Origin of the sequence: Microbispora catharanthi (assembly GCF_006334915.2) — a bacterium.
GTDB classification, from domain to species: Bacteria; Actinomycetota; Actinomycetes; order Streptosporangiales; family Streptosporangiaceae; genus Microbispora; species Microbispora catharanthi.
In genome coordinates this window covers 14,930-34,258 of record NZ_VDMA02000036.1, presented here as the reverse complement: position 1 = coordinate 34,258, position 19,329 = coordinate 14,930, and the positions used below count along the sequence as shown (strand labels likewise).

At 69.6% G+C, this 19,329-nt stretch carries 24 protein-coding genes and 1 tRNA gene; 16 read left to right on the top strand and 9 right to left on the bottom strand.

Translation table 11 applies throughout. The features are described 5' to 3' along the window. Positions 1-66: 66 nt before the first annotated feature. The 4 genes from FH610_RS43120 (at position 67) to FH610_RS39905 (ending at position 1,744) form a co-directional block, all read left to right on the top strand. Positions 67-231 carry a hypothetical protein gene (locus FH610_RS43120; RefSeq protein ID WP_161628197.1) on the top strand — a complete coding sequence of 55 codons (165 nt, stop codon included), beginning with the start codon at positions 67-69 and terminating at the stop codon, positions 229-231. 5 nt (positions 232-236) lie between these two features. After that, a complete protein-coding gene (locus FH610_RS39915; RefSeq protein ID WP_139580432.1) occupies positions 237-596 on the top strand; it encodes a hypothetical protein in 360 nt (119 codons plus the stop codon). Beyond that, positions 593-913: a hypothetical protein gene (locus FH610_RS39910; RefSeq protein WP_139580431.1), complete on the top strand. Its 321-nt coding sequence runs from the start codon at positions 593-595 to the stop codon at positions 911-913. Before FH610_RS39915 ends, FH610_RS39910 begins: the two co-directional genes overlap by 4 nt. Positions 914-1,012: 99 nt before the next feature. Further along, positions 1,013-1,744 (top strand): GntR family transcriptional regulator, encoded by a 732-nt coding sequence (locus FH610_RS39905; RefSeq protein WP_139580430.1) that lies wholly within the window; start codon positions 1,013-1,015, stop codon positions 1,742-1,744. On the opposite strand, the gene FH610_RS39900 is transcribed toward FH610_RS39905, so the two are convergent. Continuing rightward, on the bottom strand, positions 1,732-2,307 hold the full coding sequence (locus tag FH610_RS39900; protein ID WP_139580429.1) for an Imm21 family immunity protein: 576 nt from the start codon (positions 2,305-2,307) through the stop codon (positions 1,732-1,734). The two genes, FH610_RS39905 and FH610_RS39900, sit on opposite strands and share 13 nt — an antisense overlap. 154 nt (positions 2,308-2,461) lie before the next feature. Here FH610_RS39900 and FH610_RS39895 point away from each other — a divergent pair, with 154 nt between their 5' ends. From FH610_RS39895 to FH610_RS39860, 8 genes are all read left to right on the top strand, one after another. Next, a complete protein-coding gene (locus FH610_RS39895) occupies positions 2,462-2,854 on the top strand; it encodes a plasmid replication, integration and excision activator (RefSeq protein WP_240809474.1) in 393 nt (130 codons plus the stop codon). Beyond that, positions 2,851-3,129 (top strand): hypothetical protein, encoded by a 279-nt coding sequence (locus FH610_RS39890; RefSeq protein ID WP_139580427.1) that lies wholly within the window; start codon positions 2,851-2,853, stop codon positions 3,127-3,129. The genes FH610_RS39895 and FH610_RS39890 overlap by 4 nt, the downstream gene beginning before the upstream one ends. Next, positions 3,126-3,455 carry a hypothetical protein gene (locus FH610_RS39885; RefSeq protein ID WP_139580426.1) on the top strand — a complete coding sequence of 110 codons (330 nt, stop codon included), beginning with the start codon at positions 3,126-3,128 and terminating at the stop codon, positions 3,453-3,455. Before FH610_RS39890 ends, FH610_RS39885 begins: the two co-directional genes overlap by 4 nt. An 87-nt stretch (positions 3,456-3,542) precedes the next feature. Continuing rightward, on the top strand, positions 3,543-4,955 hold the full coding sequence (locus FH610_RS39880) for an FtsK/SpoIIIE domain-containing protein (protein ID WP_167538829.1): 1,413 nt from the start codon (positions 3,543-3,545) through the stop codon (positions 4,953-4,955). Between the two features lie 4 nt (positions 4,956-4,959). Then, positions 4,960-5,142: a hypothetical protein gene (locus FH610_RS39875; protein WP_139580425.1), complete on the top strand. Its 183-nt coding sequence runs from the start codon at positions 4,960-4,962 to the stop codon at positions 5,140-5,142. Continuing rightward, positions 5,139-6,755 carry a replication initiator gene (locus tag FH610_RS39870; RefSeq protein ID WP_139580424.1) on the top strand — a complete coding sequence of 539 codons (1,617 nt, stop codon included), beginning with the start codon at positions 5,139-5,141 and terminating at the stop codon, positions 6,753-6,755. The genes FH610_RS39875 and FH610_RS39870 overlap by 4 nt, the downstream gene beginning before the upstream one ends. Continuing rightward, on the top strand, positions 6,752-6,946 hold the full coding sequence (locus FH610_RS39865) for an excisionase family DNA-binding protein (RefSeq protein ID WP_139580423.1): 195 nt from the start codon (positions 6,752-6,754) through the stop codon (positions 6,944-6,946). The genes FH610_RS39870 and FH610_RS39865 overlap by 4 nt, the downstream gene beginning before the upstream one ends. Positions 6,947-7,053: 107 nt before the next feature. Next, positions 7,054-8,154, top strand: coding sequence for a tyrosine-type recombinase/integrase (locus FH610_RS39860; RefSeq protein WP_161628196.1), 1,101 nt, complete (start codon positions 7,054-7,056; stop codon positions 8,152-8,154). Positions 8,155-8,213: 59 nt separating this feature from the next. Here FH610_RS39860 and FH610_RS39855 read toward each other — a convergent pair. The 3 genes from FH610_RS39855 to cysS all read right to left on the bottom strand — a co-directional run bounded on the left by FH610_RS39855 (position 8,214) and on the right by cysS (position 10,714). Next, positions 8,214-8,286, bottom strand: a tRNA-Thr gene (locus FH610_RS39855). 51 nt (positions 8,287-8,337) lie between these two features. Then, entirely contained in the window at positions 8,338-9,297 is a 960-nt protein-coding gene (rlmB, locus tag FH610_RS39850; protein WP_139580421.1) for a 23S rRNA (guanosine(2251)-2'-O)-methyltransferase RlmB, read from the bottom strand. 22 nt (positions 9,298-9,319) lie between these two features. Then, positions 9,320-10,714, bottom strand: coding sequence for a cysteine--tRNA ligase (gene cysS, locus FH610_RS39845; protein WP_139580420.1), 1,395 nt, complete (start codon positions 10,712-10,714; stop codon positions 9,320-9,322). A 350-nt stretch (positions 10,715-11,064) separates the two neighbouring features. On the opposite strand from cysS, the gene FH610_RS39840 reads away from it, so the two are divergent. Then, positions 11,065-12,585 (top strand): DUF2637 domain-containing protein, encoded by a 1,521-nt coding sequence (locus tag FH610_RS39840; RefSeq protein WP_139580419.1) that lies wholly within the window; start codon positions 11,065-11,067, stop codon positions 12,583-12,585. 152 nt (positions 12,586-12,737) lie between these two features. Here FH610_RS39840 and FH610_RS39835 read toward each other — a convergent pair whose 3' ends face one another. From FH610_RS39835 to FH610_RS39825, 3 genes are all read right to left on the bottom strand, one after another. Then, positions 12,738-13,007: a GlsB/YeaQ/YmgE family stress response membrane protein gene (locus FH610_RS39835; RefSeq protein WP_139580418.1), complete on the bottom strand. Its 270-nt coding sequence runs from the start codon at positions 13,005-13,007 to the stop codon at positions 12,738-12,740. A 192-nt stretch (positions 13,008-13,199) separates the two neighbouring features. After that, positions 13,200-13,658, bottom strand: a complete 459-nt coding sequence (gene ispF, locus FH610_RS39830; protein WP_139580417.1) for a 2-C-methyl-D-erythritol 2,4-cyclodiphosphate synthase — start codon at positions 13,656-13,658, stop codon at positions 13,200-13,202. 17 nt (positions 13,659-13,675) lie between these two features. Next, positions 13,676-14,158 carry a CarD family transcriptional regulator gene (locus tag FH610_RS39825; protein ID WP_030510364.1) on the bottom strand — a complete coding sequence of 161 codons (483 nt, stop codon included), beginning with the start codon at positions 14,156-14,158 and terminating at the stop codon, positions 13,676-13,678. Positions 14,159-14,415: 257 nt separating this feature from the next. Here FH610_RS39825 and FH610_RS39820 point away from each other — a divergent pair, with 257 nt between their 5' ends. Then, positions 14,416-15,060, top strand: coding sequence for a copper chaperone PCu(A)C domain-containing protein (locus FH610_RS39820; protein WP_240809473.1), 645 nt, complete (start codon positions 14,416-14,418; stop codon positions 15,058-15,060). A gap of 93 nt (positions 15,061-15,153) precedes the next feature. On the opposite strand, the gene FH610_RS39815 is transcribed toward FH610_RS39820, so the two are convergent. Beyond that, the gene (locus tag FH610_RS39815) at positions 15,154-15,843 is read right to left on the bottom strand and encodes a response regulator transcription factor (protein ID WP_139580416.1); all 690 of its coding nucleotides are present in this window, start codon (positions 15,841-15,843) and stop codon (positions 15,154-15,156) included. Further along, on the bottom strand, positions 15,840-17,030 hold the full coding sequence (locus tag FH610_RS39810) for a sensor histidine kinase (RefSeq protein WP_420813775.1): 1,191 nt from the start codon (positions 17,028-17,030) through the stop codon (positions 15,840-15,842). Before FH610_RS39810 ends, FH610_RS39815 begins: the two co-directional genes overlap by 4 nt. Before the next feature lie 104 nt (positions 17,031-17,134). On the opposite strand from FH610_RS39810, the gene phoU reads away from it, so the two are divergent. Together phoU and FH610_RS39800 are read left to right on the top strand one after the other, a co-directional pair. Beyond that, complete coding sequence (phoU, locus tag FH610_RS39805; RefSeq protein WP_139580415.1) at positions 17,135-17,794, top strand: phosphate signaling complex protein PhoU; 660 nt, start codon at positions 17,135-17,137, stop codon at positions 17,792-17,794. Between the two features lie 136 nt (positions 17,795-17,930). Further along, complete coding sequence (locus tag FH610_RS39800; RefSeq protein ID WP_139580414.1) at positions 17,931-19,328, top strand: hypothetical protein; 1,398 nt, start codon at positions 17,931-17,933, stop codon at positions 19,326-19,328. The last annotated feature ends 1 nt before the right edge of the window (position 19,329 follow it).

Genomic DNA, 19,329 nt, shown 5'->3' with positions numbered 1-19,329 from the left:
ACGATGCGCCCAGGCGGGACATTCACGCGGTCGAGATGCGACAGGCCGCCGGGCAATCGTTGGATCATGGCTGGTCAGTGTGGGTTGTGCGGAGGGCGGGGCTGGAAATACGCCAGTCCCCGGCGCGGGGTCGTCGCGGCCGAAGAGGGGGCCGGCGAGACCGTGGCGGGTGAGCGGGTCACCGTCGAATGCCTGGGCTGTCAGGGCTCCGGCATGGCGCCGGAGGAGTGAGGCCGATGGCTACCCGCTGGTTCGACCAGATCGCATTTCCTTCGCTGCCGCCTGATGTGCTGCTGACCGCTGAGCGGGCGGCCGGGCTGCTGTCCGCCGAGTTGTCCATCGGGCACGGCATCGCCACCGATGTCCATGCCGGGCACGGCGTGGCCTTCCTGTCGGTCTGGGTCGACCTGCTCGTGTGGACCAACGGCCGGTGGTTCCGCTGGTCGACAGGGCGGCGCTCGGCCAGTGGCCGACTCGTGTTCGCCTTCGCCCCGGCGCACGACATCGTGACCACCGCTCGGCGGGTGGCCCTGCTGCGGGAGGAGTTGCGCCGCACGCACCCCTATTCCCGGTACATCGAGGGTGGCGGCGCATGACTCCCGCTCGGCATTTGAGTCCTCACCTGCCGCGCCCCCAGGCCGACGCCGAAGCACTCGTATGGTTCGCTCCCACGCCCACCAGCCGAGAGCTTGTTCTGGCCTGGACGTGCGATTGCCTGGCGATCTTCTTCGAGCTGATCCAGTCGGGCGGGGTCGCGTTCATCAGGAGAACGATCCAGGACGAGCGTGAACCGGTGATCGCCGAGACGCACCGGTGGCCGCTTCGAGAAGCATGGCTCACCTGGGCGGCGATGCTGGCCGGTCAGGTGCGGGTGAACGGGCGCGGCGGCGTGGTCGAGTCCTCAGGGCAGTGAGGAAACTCCCGCGCCGTCGCGCCTTCTGCTTTCGACGGGGCAGACAGAATCAGGACGGATAGCTAAGCTGACGACAAGTCGAGTTATAGGGAAGTCGTCATGTCGTCCGAAGAGTATGCCCCGCCGAAGTACGCGCAGATCGTCCAGGCCATCCGGCGACGCATCGCGGACGGCACCTATCCTCCGGGCTCGCTCCTGCCGTCGGAGACGCAACTCATCAACGAGTTCCACGTCAGCCGGCCCACCGTCGTCCGCGCTCTGCAGGTCCTCCAGCTCCGGGGCGTGATCGAGCGGGAGCACGGCAAAGGCTCCTTCGTGAAAGCCACGCCACCGGCCGCGGCTGAGGAAGCCTCCCGGCCCGGCCGGGCCGTACTCGACCGCGCGGAAGCCGACGAGAACGGCTCACCGGTAAGCGTCGGTGAGCACCCGGCCCCCGCAAGCGTCGCCAAACTCCTCGGCGTCCCCGAGAAGTCACCCGTCATGATGCGGCGCGTCCTGTTCCGCGATGCCGACAGGCCGGTTGACCTCGTCACCATCTGGTGCCCGGTGGAGCTGGCCGAAGGCAGCGCCCTGGGCCAGCCCGAACCGCTCACCGCCGGCATCCGGCAGCACCTCCAGCACACCAAAGGCCTCAAGCTCGAACACGTCGCGGAACGGCTCAGCGCACGGCACCCCTCGACAGAAGAAGCCAAGCTCCTGGAACTGCGAAAGACCGCACCCGTCCTCGGCGTGCTGGCCAGCGTCTACAACGGCGGCGGCCGACCCGCCCTCATCGTGGACCTGGTCCTCCCCGGAGACCTCCACGAACTGGAAGACGCCTACTCCCTCTGAGCTGCAGCGGCTGCGGACAGGTTCAGCCGTACGAGCACAATTTGCTCTTCTGGCAGTTCGACGTAAGCGGCTCGGACCTTGTACTGGCCGGGTATCAGGTGGATCCACAGATGGTCCTCGGATGCGACGTCCTCATGCCCGTAAACGGAGTCGAAGAGAATCAACGGCTCTTCCACCGTCCATGTCACCTCTTCGTCCTCAGGCACGGTACCCGCATCGATGATCTCGACGACCGCCTTCGCGAGGGCGCTCGCCTCCTGCGCGTAGCGTTCGGCTGATCGCGTCTGTACCCATTGGATGATCACGTTTCTTTCCGGCAGGTAGGTCGTAGCGCCGAGTACGCCTGCCACGACCAACGATTGGGACGGGCCGACGTCGATCAGCCCGATGTACGACTGGACGGAGCAGGCACGGCCGTAGTCGCCTTCGTCCTCGGGATAGTTTCTGGGCGTTCCGTGCCAGTACGGGAGTGCTGACTGCGGCACAAGGATGTGCGGGCCACCCAAGGTGCTCACCCACGTGAGCCCACCAGATTGCGCCGGCTTCGGGTCATTTGCGGTCATGCCGCAGAGCGTACGCAGGCAACACGCCAAAATTCTCAGCAACTCGACTTGTCGAGTGCGGAGAAGGTGGGCACCCTCAAAGCAGCTCGACAATACGAGTTGTCGAGAAGGCGAGAGAAGGAGTCATCCCATGGCACTACAAGGACCCATCCCAGTGACCTTCGACATGGTCTTCCCCCACGGCTGCTACGTCGTGGGGGAGGTCGAGCAGGTCAAGGACTTCGACGCATCGACCAACGGCCGGTTCGTCCAGGCCCGGGACAAGCAGACGGGAGAACTCGTCTGGCAGGTCGCCGTGATGGACGCCGACCCGACCCTGAAGCCCGCGCAGAAGACGGTGGCCGTCAAGATCCTGGCCCCCGTCCAGCCGGTGCCGCCGGCCCCCATGGCGGGCCTGCCGTTCACCCCAGTGGAGTTCGACGGGATCAGCGTCACGCCGTACGTCAACCAGGCGGGCCGCCTGGCCTACTCGATCCGCGTGCGGGAGATGCGCGCTCCCCGCTCCAGCGGCGGCCGGGCGGCTGCTCAGGCGAAGGACGCGGCATGACGGGGCGGCGTACCGTGCCGCCGGTCAGCACGATCAACCTCAAGACCGGACCGGGCGCATCGGCGGCCAACCACCCCTACCCGCAGCGGTCGCCCGTCCTCGGGCTGGTCTTCGGCGGCGTCCAGGTGCTCGTCACCACTTCCGCAGGAGACCGGGTCACCGTCGATGACCTGGAGTTCGCCCGCTGCCTGGCACGTGAGGCGGCCTCGTTCGCCCGGTCGGTGGAGCGGATGTTCCACGGCCTCCCGGACGGTGAGGGGGTGGCGGTCCGATGACGACGGACCCCTACACCTACCTCACCATCTCCATCACCTCAGACGAGCGGCCACGCGTGAATGTCGGGTTCTACACCCCCGGCCTTCGCGCCGACGTTCGAAAGCTGGAGTCGGGGCGGCCGTACCTGGTCCTGGAGTCCGACGAGGCGTACGTCTCGATCTCCACGACCGGAGCCGGACCGGCCACCGCGAACGACGTGGAGACCGCCCGGCGCATCCTCGACGCCGCCGCCCGGTACCTGGCCGACTGCGAGCGCATGCACGCCGACCAGTCGGCCGACTCCGACCAGCTCGCCCTTCCCGTCGTCGGCGAGACGGCGGCCTGAGATGCAAGCGGGGCCGCAGGAAGCGGCAACTTCCGGCGGCCCCTCAACTCTCCCTGACTGCGAAATCACGAGAGGACACGAAGTCTAATGTTCCGAAAACTGCCTGGCGACGAGGCACGCAACCTCGTCTCCACCACACCAGACACGGCCGTGGTCTTCCGCCCGGCCGTCGTGCAGACCCCCGCCATCGTCACGATCGTGATCTGGCTGTCGCGGCTCGTCGCGGGCCTGGTCCGCCTGGTCGTGCGGCATCCGGTCGCGGTGGCCGTACAGGTCGGCCTCGGGGTGATCTGGACCCTGTACGGCTGGCGCCTGACCCTGGTGATGGCCGGGTTCCTGCCCTCGGCGGGCCTGTCGTGGCTGCTGCTGGATCGGGCCTCGTTCCTAAGGTTGGTCGGCTGGCCGCTGCTGGCCTGGTGGCGGCTGGTCGCCGTCTACCGGCGGCACTGGCAACCGGTCATGGTCGTCTCCGGCCTCGGGCGGCACATCCGGGGACGCGACTACCTGCCCCGCCTGGTCCGTGTCGAGTGCGACGGCTGGGCCGACCGCGTCAGCGTGAAGATGCTCAACGGTCAGGCCGTCACCGACTGGGCCGACCGCATCGAGCACCTGGCCCACGGCTTCGGCGCACCCTCCTGCCGCGTCGCCGTCGCGCGGGCCGGGCGGCTCGTGCTGACCTTCCCCCGGCGCGATCCGCTCGCCGAACCCCTGCCCGCCGTCCCCATCCCTGAGGTCGCCTCGGTGGGTCCGGTCGAGATCGGCCGATGCGAGGACGGCACACCCTTGCGGCTGAAAGTCCACGGCACGCATGTCCTGATCGCGGGCGCGACCGGGGCCGGTAAGGGCTCGTATCTGTGGGGGACGGTCCGCGGGCTTCTCCCGGCGATGCGGGCGGGCCTGGTGCAGGTGTGGGCGCTCGACCCCAAGCGGATGGAGCTGTCCTTCGGCCGTGCCCTGTTCGGCGGGAGATACGCGGCCGATCCGAAGGAGTGCGCCGACCTACTCGACGAGGCCGTGTGCGTGATGCAGGAGCGGGCCGACCGGTTCGCCGGCCTCCAGCGCTCCCACACCCCAACCGTGGCGGACCCGTTCGTCCTGGTGCTCGTGGACGAGGTGGCGTTCCTGACCGCCTACCAGCCCGACAAGCAACTCCGTCAGCGCATCACGGCGGCCCTGGCCACCCTGACCACACAAGGGCGCGCGGTCGGCGTCGGGGTCATGGCCGCGCTTCAGGACCCGCGCAAGGAGGTCATGAACATCCGCAACCTGTTCCCCGACAAGATCGCACTCCGTCTCGATGAGTCCGAGCAGGTGGACATGGTCCTCGGCGACAGCGCACGCGACCGGGGCGCACTGGTCGACCACATCTCACCGGTCCCCGAGCTGGGCGCGGGCGTCGGCTACATCCGCCTCGAAACCAGCCCTGATCCAGTGCGAGTCCGGGCCGCCTACGTCTCCGCGCCGACATTCGGGAGATGGTCGCCGAGTTCGCGGGGGTGAGCCGATGATGCACCTGGCTCACATCCTTGACGGCCTGCGCTGCTCGGGCTGCGGCGCGCTTGATGTGCTGTGGCTCGACCCGGTGCGCGGCATCGTCGAGTGCCACGAGTGCGGCCAGAAAGCCACCGTCATCGTTGACGGCCTCGACCTGGTCGACGCCCTCGACGGGTGCGGGGGTGACTGGTGACCAACCCGCACGACCGCTCCACACCCCGCGCCGTACGGATGGCCCAACCCCTCGCCCGCGAGGTCGTGGAAGAGATCGCCAAGCAGTACGGCGTCTGTATCCGGCCGGTTCCGCTGCAGCGGCAGGACATCCTCACCGGACAGGTTGAGGTCGTCGACGTTCCCTGCGGGGCGACGCTGGAGAGCAAGTGCCCGCCGTGTGCCAAGCGGAACCGGCAGCTCCGCCGGGCGCAGTGCCGGGAGGGCTGGCACCTCGACCACGAGCCGGTGAACCTGCCCGACAACGCCGACGAGTATCAGCGTCACCTCGTGGAGCTGCGGGCTGACGCTCAGGCGTGGCGGGATGAGGTGGAAAAGGCTGGCGGGGACACCACCGACCTGGACGCCGCGATCGTGGAGCTGGACGAGGAGATCAACCGGGCCGGGATGCGCGGTAACGTGCTCGGCCGCACCTCCGGCAAGCGCACGCGCTCGACCAAACGGCGGCAGGACGCCCCGGACCTGCCCAAGCGGCAGATGACCAAGACCACGCTCGGGCGGACCTTCACCGGCTCGGACGGCAAGACCTACCGGCCCTCGATGTTCGTCACCCTCACCCTCCCCTCCTACGGGCGGGTGCTCGACGGTGCGCCGCTCGACCCGGACCGATACGACTACGCGCGGGCGGCCCGCGACGCGTTGCACTTCTCCAAGCTCGTGGACCGCTTCGTGCAGAACCTTCGCCGGGTGGCGGGCTATGACGTGCAGTACTTCGCTACCGTCGAACCGCAAAAGCGGCTCGCGCCGCATCTGCACATGGCGATCCGCGGCACCCTCCCTCGTGCGGAGCTGCGGCAGATCATCGCGGCCACGTATCACCAGGTGTGGTGGCCGTCCACTGATGTCGTGCGGTTCGAGGGTGACCACCTGCCGGTCTGGGAGGACGGGGCCGGCTACCTCGACCCCCACACCGGGGAACTGCTGCCGACCTGGGAACAGGCCCTCGACGCCCTCGACGCCGACGAGGACGCCGAACCCCTGCACGTCCTCCGCTTCGGCGACCAGCTCGACATACAAAGCGTCCTCGCCGGAACCCCGGACGCCGACCAGCTCATCCAGTACCTGTCCAAGTACCTCACCAAGAGCCTCGGTGACGCGCTCGGCACCGATGACCCTCGCCGGAAGGCACATGCGGAACGGCTGCTCGACGCCCTGCGGTTCGAGCCGTGCTCACCGACCTGCCCGAACTGGCTGCGCTACGGCGTCCAGCCCAAGGGCGCCAAGCCCGGAATGGTTCCGGGCCGATGCAAGGGCAAGGCGCACAAGCCCGACCACCTCGGCTACGCGGGGCGGCGCGTGCTCGTCTCGCGCAAGTGGTCCAACAAGACCCTCACGGAGCACAGGCAGGACCGGCGTACCTGGGTCCTGGAAGCCCTCGGCCTGCCTGACGAGCCGGTCGATCCCTACCGCTACATCTGGCGACCGGTCAAACCCGGTGATCCCGAGCTGGCCCCGATCGGCGTCCGGCTGCTCCGGTCGGTCCACGAACGCCAGCGCTGGCGCAACCACATGAACCAACTCCAGGCCCAAGCAGAGGGCCAAGATCTTTCGGCAATCAGAGAGGAGGTTGCATGACAGGTGATCTCTCTCCCCTACTCCTCCGGCCAGAGGAGGCGGCAAAGCTCCTCGGCGTCGGCCGGACCAAGGTCTACGCACTGATCCGATGCGGATCTCTCCGCTCTGTCCGCATCGACGGTCTTCGCAGGATTCCCGCGACGGCTCTCGCCGAGTTCGTCGCCAATCTCGAACAGGAGCAAGCGGCGTGACGCGCAGGCGCGGGCAGAACGAGGATTCCATATACAAGGACGGCGATCGGTGGCGTGGGGCGATCTCGCTCGGTTACGGGCCGGACGGCAAGCGGATTCGGAAGAAGGTGTCGGGCAAGACGCGAGCTGAGGTCGCCGAGAAGATCCGCAAGATTCGTGAAGGTCTGGACAAGGGCCTCCCGGTGCCCGACGACAAGATCACCGTAGGGGCCTTCCTCGATCGGTGGTTGGCCACCTTGCCCGGACACATCGCGGACTCGACCTTGGACGACTACGAGGACACCGTCCGACTGCACCTCAAGCCCACTCTCGGACGGCACAAGCTCACCGGCCTCACGGTCGCCCAGGTGGACGCGCTGCGGCAGGCCAAGCGGGAACGGGGATACAAGGGCAACAGCATCCGCAACATGCGAGCCGTGCTTCGGAAGGCGCTGAGCCAGGCAGAGCGCGAGGGTCTGATCGTGCGGAACGTCGCGGCGCTCTCGCTGCCTCCTCGTATTCGGCAGTCAGAGGGGCGGACGCTCACGATCGATCAGGCACACACGCTCCTCGACGCGGTCGCCGAACATCGCCTCGGCCTGGTCGTCCTCCTCTCGCTCGTCTTCGGACTGCGGCGTGGGGAAGCCCTGGGGCTGATGTGGGACGCGTTCGATCCCGAGGCGAAGACGCTCCGGATCACTCATGCCGTGAAGCGGCTCAAGAACCGGGACGCGAATGCCGAAACCAGGACGAAGATCGTGATCAGCGAAGTCAAGACTCCGAAGTCACGCCGCACCCTGGCACTGACCTCCGAACTGGTCGACGCGCTCAAGGCGCACCGGGCCAAGCACAACGCCGCACGGTTGAAGGCCGGCGACGCATGGCTGGAACACGGCCTGATCTTCCCCACCTCGTCGGGGCGTCCGTCCGATCCGGACAACTTCTCGCACGTGTTCTCGCGCCTGACCAAGAGCGCGGGCCTGGGCCACTGGCACCCGCACGAACTCCGCCACTCCGGCGCCTCGATCATGCTCGCCCAGGGGACCCCGTTGCACGTGGTCTCCGAAGTCCTCGGGCACGCCAGCGTCGCGATCACCAAAGACGTCTACGGCCACCTTATGGAAGGCGACCGGCGGGCGGCGACGGAGGCCATTTCCGGCGCTCTGCTAGGGCAACGGAAGCGGGTGGCTCCCAGGGTGGCTCCCAACGACGCGGAAGAGACCGGATGAGCCGCGAAAGCACAAGGCCCCTGACAGCGAAACTGCTGCTCAGGGGCCTGTCGTACGAGAGCCGCCTTGGGGAATCGAACCCCAGACCTTCTGTTTACAAGACAGATGCTCTGCCGATTGAGCTAAGGCGGCCTGTTACCCAGACGAGTTTAGTGGGCCGAGGGCCGTACCGTCACGGTGAAATCACCGGCGACGGTGACGGGCGACCTCGTAGAGGGCGATCCCGGCGGCCACACCGGCGTTCAGCGACTCGGCGGCGGCGTTCATGGGGATGCGGGCGATCTCGTCGCACGCCTCCCTGACCAGGCGGGACAGGCCCTTGCCCTCCGAACCGACGACCACGACGAGCGGTTCTGCCGCGAGTTCGACGTCGGCGATGTCCACTGTGGCGGTGCCGTCGAGACCGACCACGAACAGGCCTTCCTCCCGGTACGCCTGGAGGGTCTGGGTGAGGTTCGACGCGCGGGCGACGGGGAGGGTCGCGAGCGTGCCGGCCGAGGTCTTCCAGGCGCCGGCGGTGACGCCCGCCGAGCGGCGGGACGGGACGAGCAGCCCGTGCGCGCCGAAGGCGGTCGCCGAGCGCGCGATGGCACCGAGGTTGCGCGGATCGGTCACGCCGTCCAGGGCGACGATCAACGGCACTTCGGCGGCGTCCCTGGCCCGCTCCACGAGCTGCTCGGGATGCGCGTAGTCGTAGGGCGGGACCTGCAGGCCGATGCCCTGGTGGACGGTGCTCTCGGTCAGCCGGTCGAGCTTGTCCCTGCTGACCTCCAGCAGCGCGATGCCACGGTCAGCCGCGATCTTGATGGCCTCGCGGACGCGGTCGTCGTTGTCGACCCGATGCGCCACGTACAGCGCGTTCGCGGGGACCCCCGCGCGCAGCGCCTCGATCACGGGGTTGCGGCCGCCGATGACCTCCGGGGCGTCCTCCCGGCGCGTACGGCTCGGCGCACGCGAGGGCGAACCCCCGCCGCCCCGGGCCTCGCGCTCGATCCGCTCGGCGCGGGCCTTGTCCTTGTACCAGTGCCGCATGTGCGCGGGCGGCGTCGCTCCCTTGCCCTCCAGGGAGCGCCTGACCTTGCCGCCCGTGCCCTTGGTCGGCCCCTGCTTCTTCGACGGCTTCCCTGAAGCCCTACCCGCCATGGTCTCTAGCGTAGGGCCACGCCTACTGTGCCAGCTCCCACCGCGGGCCCTGCGGGGTGTCCTCCACCACGATGCCGGCCGCCGCCAGCTGGTCGCGGATCGCGTCGGCCGCCGCGTAGTCCTTGCGGGCACGCGCGGCCTGCCGCTGCTCCAGCGCCACGGCCACAAGCGCGTCCACGACCTCCCGGAGCCCCGAGTCGCCGGTCGTACGCCACTGCTCCGACCTGGGGTCGAGACCCAGCACGTCGAGCATGTTCTGCGTCTCGGCCAGCAGCCGGGCGACCTGCTCCTTGTTGCCCTGGGCCAGCGCCACGTTGCCCTCGCGGACGACCTCGTGGACCACGGCGAGCGCCTGGGAGACGTTCAGGTCGTCGTTCAGGGCGTCCACGAACGCCTGCGGCAGCGGTGCGGCGGCGTCCACGTCGTGGATCACCTCGGCGGCCCGCGTGACGAACCCCTCGATCCGGCGGTACCCGGCCGCCGCCTCCTGGAGCGCCTCGTCCGAGTAGTCGATCGCCGAGCGGTAGTGCGCCGCGACCAGGTAGTAGCGAAGCTCGACCGGACGCACCTTGCGGAGCATGTCGGGGATCAGCAGGGAGTTGCCGAGCGACTTGCTCATCTTCTCGCCGCCGAGCTTGAGCATGCCGTTGTGCAGCCAGTAACGCGCGAAGCCGTCGCCCGCCGCCTGCGACTGGGCGACCTCGTTCTCGTGGTGCGGGAAGATCAGGTCGACGCCGCCGCCATGGATGTCGAAGGTGCCGCCGAGATACTTGGTCGCCATGGCCGAGCACTCCAGGTGCCAGCCGGGACGGCCCCTGCCCCACGGCGTCGGCCACGTGGGCTCGCCGGGCTTGGCGCCCTTCCACAGCGCGAAGTCGCGCGGGTCGCGCTTGAGCGAGTCGGTGTCGGTGTCGGCGGCCGCCCGCATGTTCTCCAGCTTCTGGTTGGAGAGCTTGCCGTAGCGGTCTTCGTAGGAGACCACGTCGAAGTAGACGTCGCCGCCCGACGCGTACGCGTGGCCCTTGTCGATCAGGCGGCGCATCAGCTCGATCATCTCGGGCACGTGGCCCATGGCGCGGGGCTCGACGGTGGGCGGCAGGCAGCCGAGCTGGTCGTACGCCCAGGTGAAGGCACGCTGGTTGCGCTCGGACACGACGAACCAGGGCACGCCCTCGTCCGCGGCGACTCTGATGATCTTGTCGTCGAGGTCGGTGACGTTGCGGCAGAAGGTCACCGCGAAGCCCTGCCGCAGCAGCCACCGGCGGAGAACGTCGAAGTTCACCCCGGACCTGATGTGCCCGATGTGTGGCGGAGCCTGAACGGTCGCACCACACAGATACATCGAAACCCGGCCGGGCTCGACCGGTACGAATTCACGGACCGTACGCGTGCTGGTGTCGTAGAGGTGCAGGCTCACGAAGGCAAGGCTAACGCCTGACGGCATGGCACAGGGCTACTTGGGCGCCTGTGAACGGCATGGTGTGGCCGATCATGGAAACTTGCGACACATAAGTCCCGATATAACCCGAAACAAAACCCGTAACGATCTGTACAGCGATCCGCGCGGGCTTCGCCTGCCTCGCGCAGGGCCCGGCCGGACACGCACCGTCGCCGGGTCGCCCCGGGCGCGACCGGAGACGATCAATAGGGACGCACCGGGCGGGGACCGCGCCGGAGGTTCCCGGCGGACTCTCCGCTTCGGACACCAAACGGGTGATCACGCGGGTGCGATCGATCGTCACTCCGATTCTGTAGGCTCGAAACGCCATGGACGTGACTCCCCCCGGCGCGGCAGGCACGGCCTCCCGCCCGTCCCGAAACACCCCCTCCGGAATCCCGCTGGTGCTGCGCCGCCTGGCCATCGGCCTCGCGGGCGCCGCCCTCGCGGTGCTCGCGGGGGTCGCCTGCGCGCTGTCCTTCGACGACCTGCGGGCTCTGGCCGTCTCCGGGCGCGCCGAGCCGCGGCTCGCCTACCTGTATCCCGCGGCGTTCGACGTTCTGCTGGTCGTCGCCCTGGTCAGCGTGCCGTTGCTGCGGGGCGCGCGTTTCCTGGTCCGGTTACAGGCGGGCTTCGTCCTGCTCCTGCTCCTGGCGTCGGCCGCCGCCGCGAACGCCTCGACCGCCATCGGGGTCTCCTTCGACCCCGACGCCTCCGCTCTCGTCGTCGCGTTGTCGCCCTGGGTGATGCTCGCCATCGGGCTGTGGCTGCTGCTGCTCCTGTTGAAGCACGTGCGCACCAATCGGGCCGACCTGGACGACGACGACGACGACTCCGACGACGACCTGGTGCCCTTCGACGGCGCGCGCGAACCCCGGGCCGCCGTCACCGCCCCCTATCCGGTGGCCGTGCAGGAGCGCCCCGCGCACGCCGTCACCGAGGAGCACGGCGCGCCGCCCCTGCAGCCGGTTCCCGAGGCCGTGGCGCCCCCCGGCTACGTCCCCCCGCTGCCGGTCAGCCCGGTCTCCGAGACCGTCGCACCACCCGAGTACGCCCCGCCGCTGCCCGTCACCCCTCCGCAGGCCGAGGAGGAGGCCGGACCGCGCGGCATCACCCCCGACACCGACGAGGACGGCGCACGGCTACCGCCCGAGGCGATCCCGGAAACCGTCCCCGAACCCACGCCCGAGACCGGGTCCGAGGCGATGCCGGACCAGACGCCGGACCAAACGCCAAACCAGACGCCGGACGAGCCCGAGGTCCTGCCGGTCGTACCTCCGACGGCGGCGCCTCGCACCCCGCCCGTCACGGAGCAGGCCGATCCGGACGTCACAGAACCGGCCGTGACAGAGCCGGCCGTGACGGAGCCGGTCGCCGAGCCGGCCACGGACGAGCACGCCCGCGACGCGGAGTCCGTCGCCGCCGGGACGGCCGCCCAGCCCACCCCGGAGGCGCCTTCTCCCGCCGAGACGGATGACCGCCCGGCGCAGCCCCGCCGCAATCGCCCCGTGCGCTGGGGCGACCTCGTACGGCCGCACACCGGCGACGTCCTCGTGCACCCCCGCCCCAGACCGGACGAGCCCGCCGACGCCGAGCCGGAGCGGCCCGAAGACGAGGCGGGCGTCGACACCCAGCCGCTCCGTCAGATCAGGGACGTGCCGGACCCCGCCCACGCGTCGGACTGCGCCGACCCGGCCGAGCAGGACGGAAAGCGCGGGCCGCACGCCACGGAAGACGGCCATCGGGGTGCGCCGGAAACCGGGGACGCCGAGGAGGGCACCGGGGAGGGAACTGTGCCGATGGCGCCTCCGTCGGGCCGGATGCGCAGCACGCCCCGCCCGCCCGCCTGACAGCGCCCGCGGAAGCCCCCGTGGGGCCGCCGGCCGAGGTGCGATCCGATGCGCCGGGCCGTACGCACACGCGCAGGCCCGCCCGGCTGGGGAGCCGGACGGGCCTGCGCGCTATGGGGTGAGGGCGGGGGCCGCCCCACCGAGCGAGTGCCTTACACCCGCGACCCTCGCTTGAGGCCGGCGACGATGCCGACACCCACGACGGCCAGTACGACCTGCATGACCAGTTCGATCCAGTCGATGCCATCCGTCGTGGCCACGCCCATGACCTGGGCGATCGCGGTACCGATGAGCGCCGCCACGATACCGACGACGATCGTCAGCAGCCAGCCGATCGGCTGCCGGCCCGGCAGGAACAGGCGGCCCAGAGCGCCGATGACCGCACCGATGACGATGGCGCCGAGAATGGACTCGATTGTCATATCGACCTCCCGATGAGGGTGACCCTTTCATCCTCGGACTGTGGGATACCCCACGGAAGGGAAATATGCGTCCCATGAAAGAAAAAAGAGGGCGGCGGCTCGATTCCGCGCCTTGGTTCGAGCCGCCGCCCACGCGCTAGTGAGACGCTCCAGGTCTCATTCAGGTTGGCATGTCCGATTGGAACGGAACATTCATGCCGGGAGGATCAGGGCGGTCGCGATGGCCGCCACGCCCTCACCGCGGCCGGTGAGCCCGAGGCCGTCGGTCGTGGTCGCGCTGACGCTCACCGGCGCCCCTGCGGCGGCCCCGAGGGCCTTCTCCGCCTCCGCGCGGCGAGGTGCGACCTTCGGGCGGTTCCCGATGATCTGGACGGCCAGGTTGCCGATCTCGAATCCGGCCGCCCGCACCTGGCGGGCCGCCTCCTCCAGGAGAGTCACGCCCGCGGCGCCCGCCCAGCGGGGATCGGAGGTGCCGAAGAGCGCGCCCACGTCTCCGAGCCCGGCGGCCGACAGCAGCGCGTCACAGCACGCGTGCGCCGCCGCGTCGCCGTCGGAATGACCCGCCAGCCCGGTCTCGCCCGGCCAGAACAGTCCGGCGAGGTGGAGCTCCCTGTCAGACGCGAAAGGGTGGACGTCGACCCCGACGCCCACCCTTGGCGATGTGATGTTCAGGAGTTCAGCACCTCGTCGAGCAGGGCCTCCGCCTTGTCCTCGTTGGTCTTCTCGGCCAGCGCGAGCTCGCTGACGAGGATCTGGCGTGCCTTGGCGAGCATGCGCTTCTCACCGGCGGACAGGCCGCGCTCCTTGTCGCGCCGCCACAGGTCGCGCACCACTTCGGCCACCTTGTTGACGTCCCCCGACGCCAGCTTCTCAAGGTTGGCCTTGTAGCGGCGGGACCAGTTGGTGGGCTCCTCCGTGTGCGGCATGCGCAGCACGTCGAACACCCGCTCGAGTCCCTCTTGGCCGACGACGTCGCGCACACCGACGAGCTCGGCATTTTCCGCTGGTACCTGTACGGTCAGGTCGCCCTTGTCGACCTTCAGCACCAGGTAGGTCTTTTCCTCACCCTTGATGGTTCGGGTCGTGATGGCCTCGATCCGAGCAGCCCCATGGTGGGGGTAGACGACAGTGTCGCCGACCTGGAAAGTCATGTGACGAGTACCCCTTCCGCTGTACTCCAGGGTACCACGCGGTTATCGCCTCCCGGAACAGTGAAAGGAACATAACTGCAGGTCAAAGCCTCGTTTTGGGACTTGACAAGCCGCTCACTCTGTGAATCGGCATATGGGACATACTGGATGACCTGCGCTGCTGCGGCGTATGGACCGGGAGCCGACGCCGGACCGGTGACCGGCGCGGATAAGGTGATTGCTGCCCATACACGTGCGTACCAAGGAGACCTGGAACCGTGACCAGCAGCAGCCGTCGCAGGGCGATCGCCATTGCCGCGCTCCTCGCCGCCGCCATCCCTGCACTGGCCGCGTGTGGCGCCGGTTTCGACGCCAACACCAATGTGCCGTACGCCCCGAACGAGGCGGGCGTCCTCTACGACGGCGACGGCAAGGCCTACGGCAAGAACGGCGTCATGATCCCGCAGGCGTTCATCCTCGGGCCGGATTCCGGCCAGCAGCTCGCCGCCGGCGGGTCGGCTCCGCTCTACCTGACTCTCCTGAACAGCACGGGGACCGCCGACCAGCTCACCAGCATCGTCCCCGAGGAGCAGAAGGCCACCTCGGTCAAGGTGCAGAGCCCCATCGACCTCCAGCCGGGCACGCTCGCCAAGACCCCCGGGGTCACGGTCGAGGGCCTGAAGACGGCGCTGCGCGGCGGCGAGAGCATCAAGCTCACGCTCCAGTTCAAGAACGCCGGTGACGTCGCGCTCACCGTCCCGGTCGTCGCCCGCAGCCGCGAGTTCGCGACGCTGCCGCCCGCGCCGACGGCCCTTCCGACGGCCTCGCCGCTCGCCACCGGAAGCCCGGTGCCGTCGGACACCGCCACCCCGGAGACCACCGGGGCCGCTCCCTCCGAGTCGCCCGCCGCGAGCGCCGGCTAGCGGCCGTGTAGACGCGCAGGAGCCCCTGTCCGGCCGGACAGGGGCTCCTTTTCATGCGGACGGGGCCGCGCGAGCCGTACGCGCCCTACGGGCTCACTCGTCGGCGGGGTCGAACTTGTAGCCGAGGCCGCGCACGGTGAGGATGCAGCGGGGGCTGGACGGGTCGGCCTCGACCTTGGCTCGCAGCCGCTTCACGTGCACGTCGAGCGTCTTTGTGTCGCCCACGTAGTCGGCGCCCCAGACCCGGTCGATGAGCTGGCCGCGGGTGAGCACCCGCCCGGCGTTGCGCAGCAGCACCTCGAGCAGTTCGAACTCCTTCAACGGGAGCTGCACCTGCTGGCCGCGCACGGCCACGATGTGCCGGTCGACGTCCATGCGGACCGGTCCCCCGGTCAGGACGGCCGACTCCACCTCCTCGACGTCGCCCTGCCTGCGCAGCACCGCGCGGATGCGCGCCACCAGCTCGCGGGACGAGAACGGCTTGGTCACGTAGTCGTCGGCGCCCAGCTCGAGGCCGACGACCTTGTCGATCTCGCTGTCCTTCGCGGTCAGCATGATCACCGGCACCTTCGAACGCTGCCTCAGCGAGCGGCACACCTCGGTTCCGGGCAGGCCCGGGAGCATCAGGTCGAGCAGGACGAGGTCGGCGCCGTTGCGGTCGAACGCGTCCAGCGCGTCGGGGCCGGTGGCCGCCACCGCGACCTCGTACCCCTCCTTCCTGAGCATGTACGACAAGGCGTCCGAGAACGACTCCTCGTCCTCGACGACGAGTACCCGAGTCACTTAGCGGCCTCCTGGGGGATGGTCGTGCTTGGTACGGGGACCGCCTGACCGCCGAACGCGGGAAGGCGAAGAGTGAAGGTCGAACCGGAGCCCTCTTTGCTCCACACCGCGACCTCGCCGCCGTGGGCGACGGCCACGTGTTTGACTATCGCGAGGCCGAGCCCGGTGCCGCCGGTGGCCCGGGACCTGGCCGCGTCGACGCGGAAGAACCGCTCGAAGATGCGCTCCTGGGCGCTTTCCGGGATGCCGATGCCCTGGTCGCTGACGCTCACCTCGACGGCGTTCCCCGCCGGCCTGGCGCTGATCACCACGCGGGTGTGCTCGGGGCTGTAGGCGACGGCGTTGTCGATGAGGTTGCGCAGCGCGGTGACGAGAAGCTCCTCGTCCCCCCAGACCTTCAGGCCCTCCGCGCCGCCCGCGACGAGCGTGATGTCCTTCGCCGATGCCTTCGTGTTGCACCGGTCGATGGCCTCGTGGACGGTCTCGTCCACGGGCACCTGCGCGGGCGCCGGGATGGGCTCGCCGCCCTGGATCCGCGACAGCGTGATCAGGTCCTGCACCAGGTAGGTCAGGCGGGCGGCCTCGTGCTGCATCCGGCCGGCGAACCGCTTCACGGCCTCGGGGTCGTCGGCCGCGTCCTGGACGGTCTCGGCGAGCAGGCTCAGCGCGCCGACCGGCGTCTTGAGCTCGTGGCTGACGTTGGCGACGAAGTCCCTGCGCACCGCCTCGACCCGCTGCCGCTCGGTCTGGTCCTCGGCGAGCACGAGCACCTGTCCGTGGGAGCCGAGCGGAGCCACCCGCACCGCGAACGACGTGGACTCCTGCCCGAACTTGCGGCCGGCGGTCTCTATCTCGCTCTCACGGATCTCGCCGTCCCTGCGGACCTTCCTGGCCAGCGCGAGCAGTTCGGCGGCCATGAGGGACTCGCCGCGTACGAGGCCGAAGGCGCGCGCGGCCGAACTGGCGCGCAGCACCCGGTCCTCGCGGTCGAGGACGACCGCCGAGGAGGGCAGCACGGCGAGCACCGACGCCACCCCCGGAGGCAGGCCGTCGTCCACCGGTTCCGGTGTGCGGGGCTTGTCCGCCTGCCGTCGGATCGCGAGCATGACGAAGGAGCCGAGGACGAATCCGCCCATCGCCGCCAGGCTCGCCAGCAACTCGTTCACATTCAGCAGCCTAGGCGGCATTTCTGGTTCTTCCACCTGTCCTACCTGGCACGACGGCCCTGTTTCCGGAAAAGTTCATCCGGCGGTCGGGATTCGTTCATCGACGCGCGCGTAGCGTGGCGGCCATGCGCGACGCCTATCACGAAGAGCTTGCGGCCCTGACCGACCGCCTGGTGGAGATGACCCGCCTGGTGCGGTCGGCCATGTCGAGGGGGACGACCGCCCTGCTCGACGCCGACCTGCAGCTGGCGGAGAGCGTCATCTCCCAGGACGCCGAGGTCGACCGGCTGCACCAGGAACTCGAGGCCTCGATCTTCGAGCTGATGGCCACGCAGCAGCCCGTGGCGGTGGACCTGCGTACCGTCATCACCGCCCTGCGGATGGCCGCCGACCTGGAGCGTATGGGCGACCTGGCCGAGCACATCGCCAAGCTCGCGCGGATGCGCCACCCCGAGTCCGCCATCCCGGCCGAGCTGCGTGACACGTTCGTCGAGATGGGCGCCATCGCCGAGAACCTGATCACCAAGGCGGGCAGCTGCATCGCCTCCCGCGACGTCGACCTCGCCAAGGAGCTGGAGGCGGACGACGACGCGATGGACCGCCGTCACCGGCGGCTGTTCCGCGTCCTGCTCTCCAAGGACTGGGAGCACGGCATCGAGGCCGCCATCGACATCACGCTGGCCGGCCGCTACTACGAGCGGTACGCCGACCACGCCGTACGCGTCGCCCGCGACGTCGTGTACCTCGTCACGGGTACGCGCGACGCGGACGCCCTCGCCGGCTGACGCGGCGGCGTACGGGGGCGCGAAAGCCCCGGTCCTCGGGGGGCCGGGGCTTTCTGCGTTGCAGTGCCCTCGCTCCGCTCGCGGGTTGCCCGGACCACATGTCGTTTGTCGTCCGCGCCGAATAGTCTTCGCTCTCGTGCCGAGACGATCATGGGTGCTCTGGGCGGCGGCCACGCTGACCTCGGTGGCTCCCACCCTCTACATCTGGGGCGCGCCGTTCCTGACGGGCGACGACGGCAGCCAAAGCTACTGGGTGGTGACCTGGGGTTCCTGCCTCGGCTGGAACATCTACGATCAGGTCTCCCCCTGGGCAGATCCGATCAAGGGCCTTCCCCTCTTCTGGTACGGCGGCGCACCGCTGATCGTCCTGGGCTTCGCGGGCTGGTGGCTGAGCCTCCGGAGGGGGCGGGCCGGACTGGGCAGGATCATCGGCCGTTGCGTGGCCGTCGTCCTGCTCGTCCTCAACCTCCCCGACTTCCTGTTCCCCACACTGGACGCGGCCCCGTGGTGCAGGGACCTGTGGGGACCGGCCGACTTCTACTCCTGGCAGGTCGGGTGGGGGCTCTACGACTTCCTTCCGCCGGTCCTCGTCCTGTTCGCCGTACGCGCTCCCCGGCGCGTGTACGTGCGGCGGGGGCCGGTGGCCCGCACGACGGTGGCCGTCCTGGCGGTGACCGCGGTCGTCCTGCTGCCGGTGGCGTCGGCCCCTCCCGGCAGGGTGAGCGCCGAGTCGGAACTCGGCTGTGCCGGGTTCCGCCACGGCACCGTCAAGGGGCTGAGCCCGGCGGAGAAGGACTTCCTCTGCACCGTCCGCGGCCACGATCACCGGTACAACTCCGGGCTGGAGGGGTGGGACGAGGTCTCCGACCAGGATCTCCTCGCTCAGGGGCACCACCTGTGCACGCTGACGACCCGGCACGGAGGAGACATCCACGCGCGGGCCGTCCAGGAGGCCCCGCAGGCATCCCTGGTGATCGCGCTGCCGAGCCTGTGCCCGCCGGTGGCCCGGGCGCAGGAGGCCGAGGAATCGCGGCGGCAGGCGGAGTCGGACGCGTACGTCGCCCAGAAGGAGCGGGCCTGCGCGGCGCATCCCCGACACCGGCCGAAGATCGGGCCCGTACGGCAGCGCCGGGCCACTATGTGGACCGAGTTCTGGACCATCGAGGGCTGGGAGGACGGCTACGAGGGCAATCCCCCCGACCTGGTGAGGAACCTGGTGGGAGGCGGCCGGGGCAGTCTGGCGATCTGGGCCGCCGACGAGGGCGGCCACGCCTGCGTGACGGTCGAGTCCTACACCCGGCGCCCGCCTTTGGAGACCAGAGGCTGGGACGAGGTGGTCGAAGCCGGGTACGAGAGCCCGTCCGGGTCCTTGTATTTGTTCGACGGCCATGGCGCCAGACTGGAATGGGCTTACCACACGCGGCCCGGGTTCCTACCGGGTCAGGGTCCACCTGCGTGGGCGCAAGCTCGTCTACCAGGTGCCCGATCCCCCGGACGGCGCCGTCGAGCTCCTGGTCCAGGTGTTCCCCGGTAAG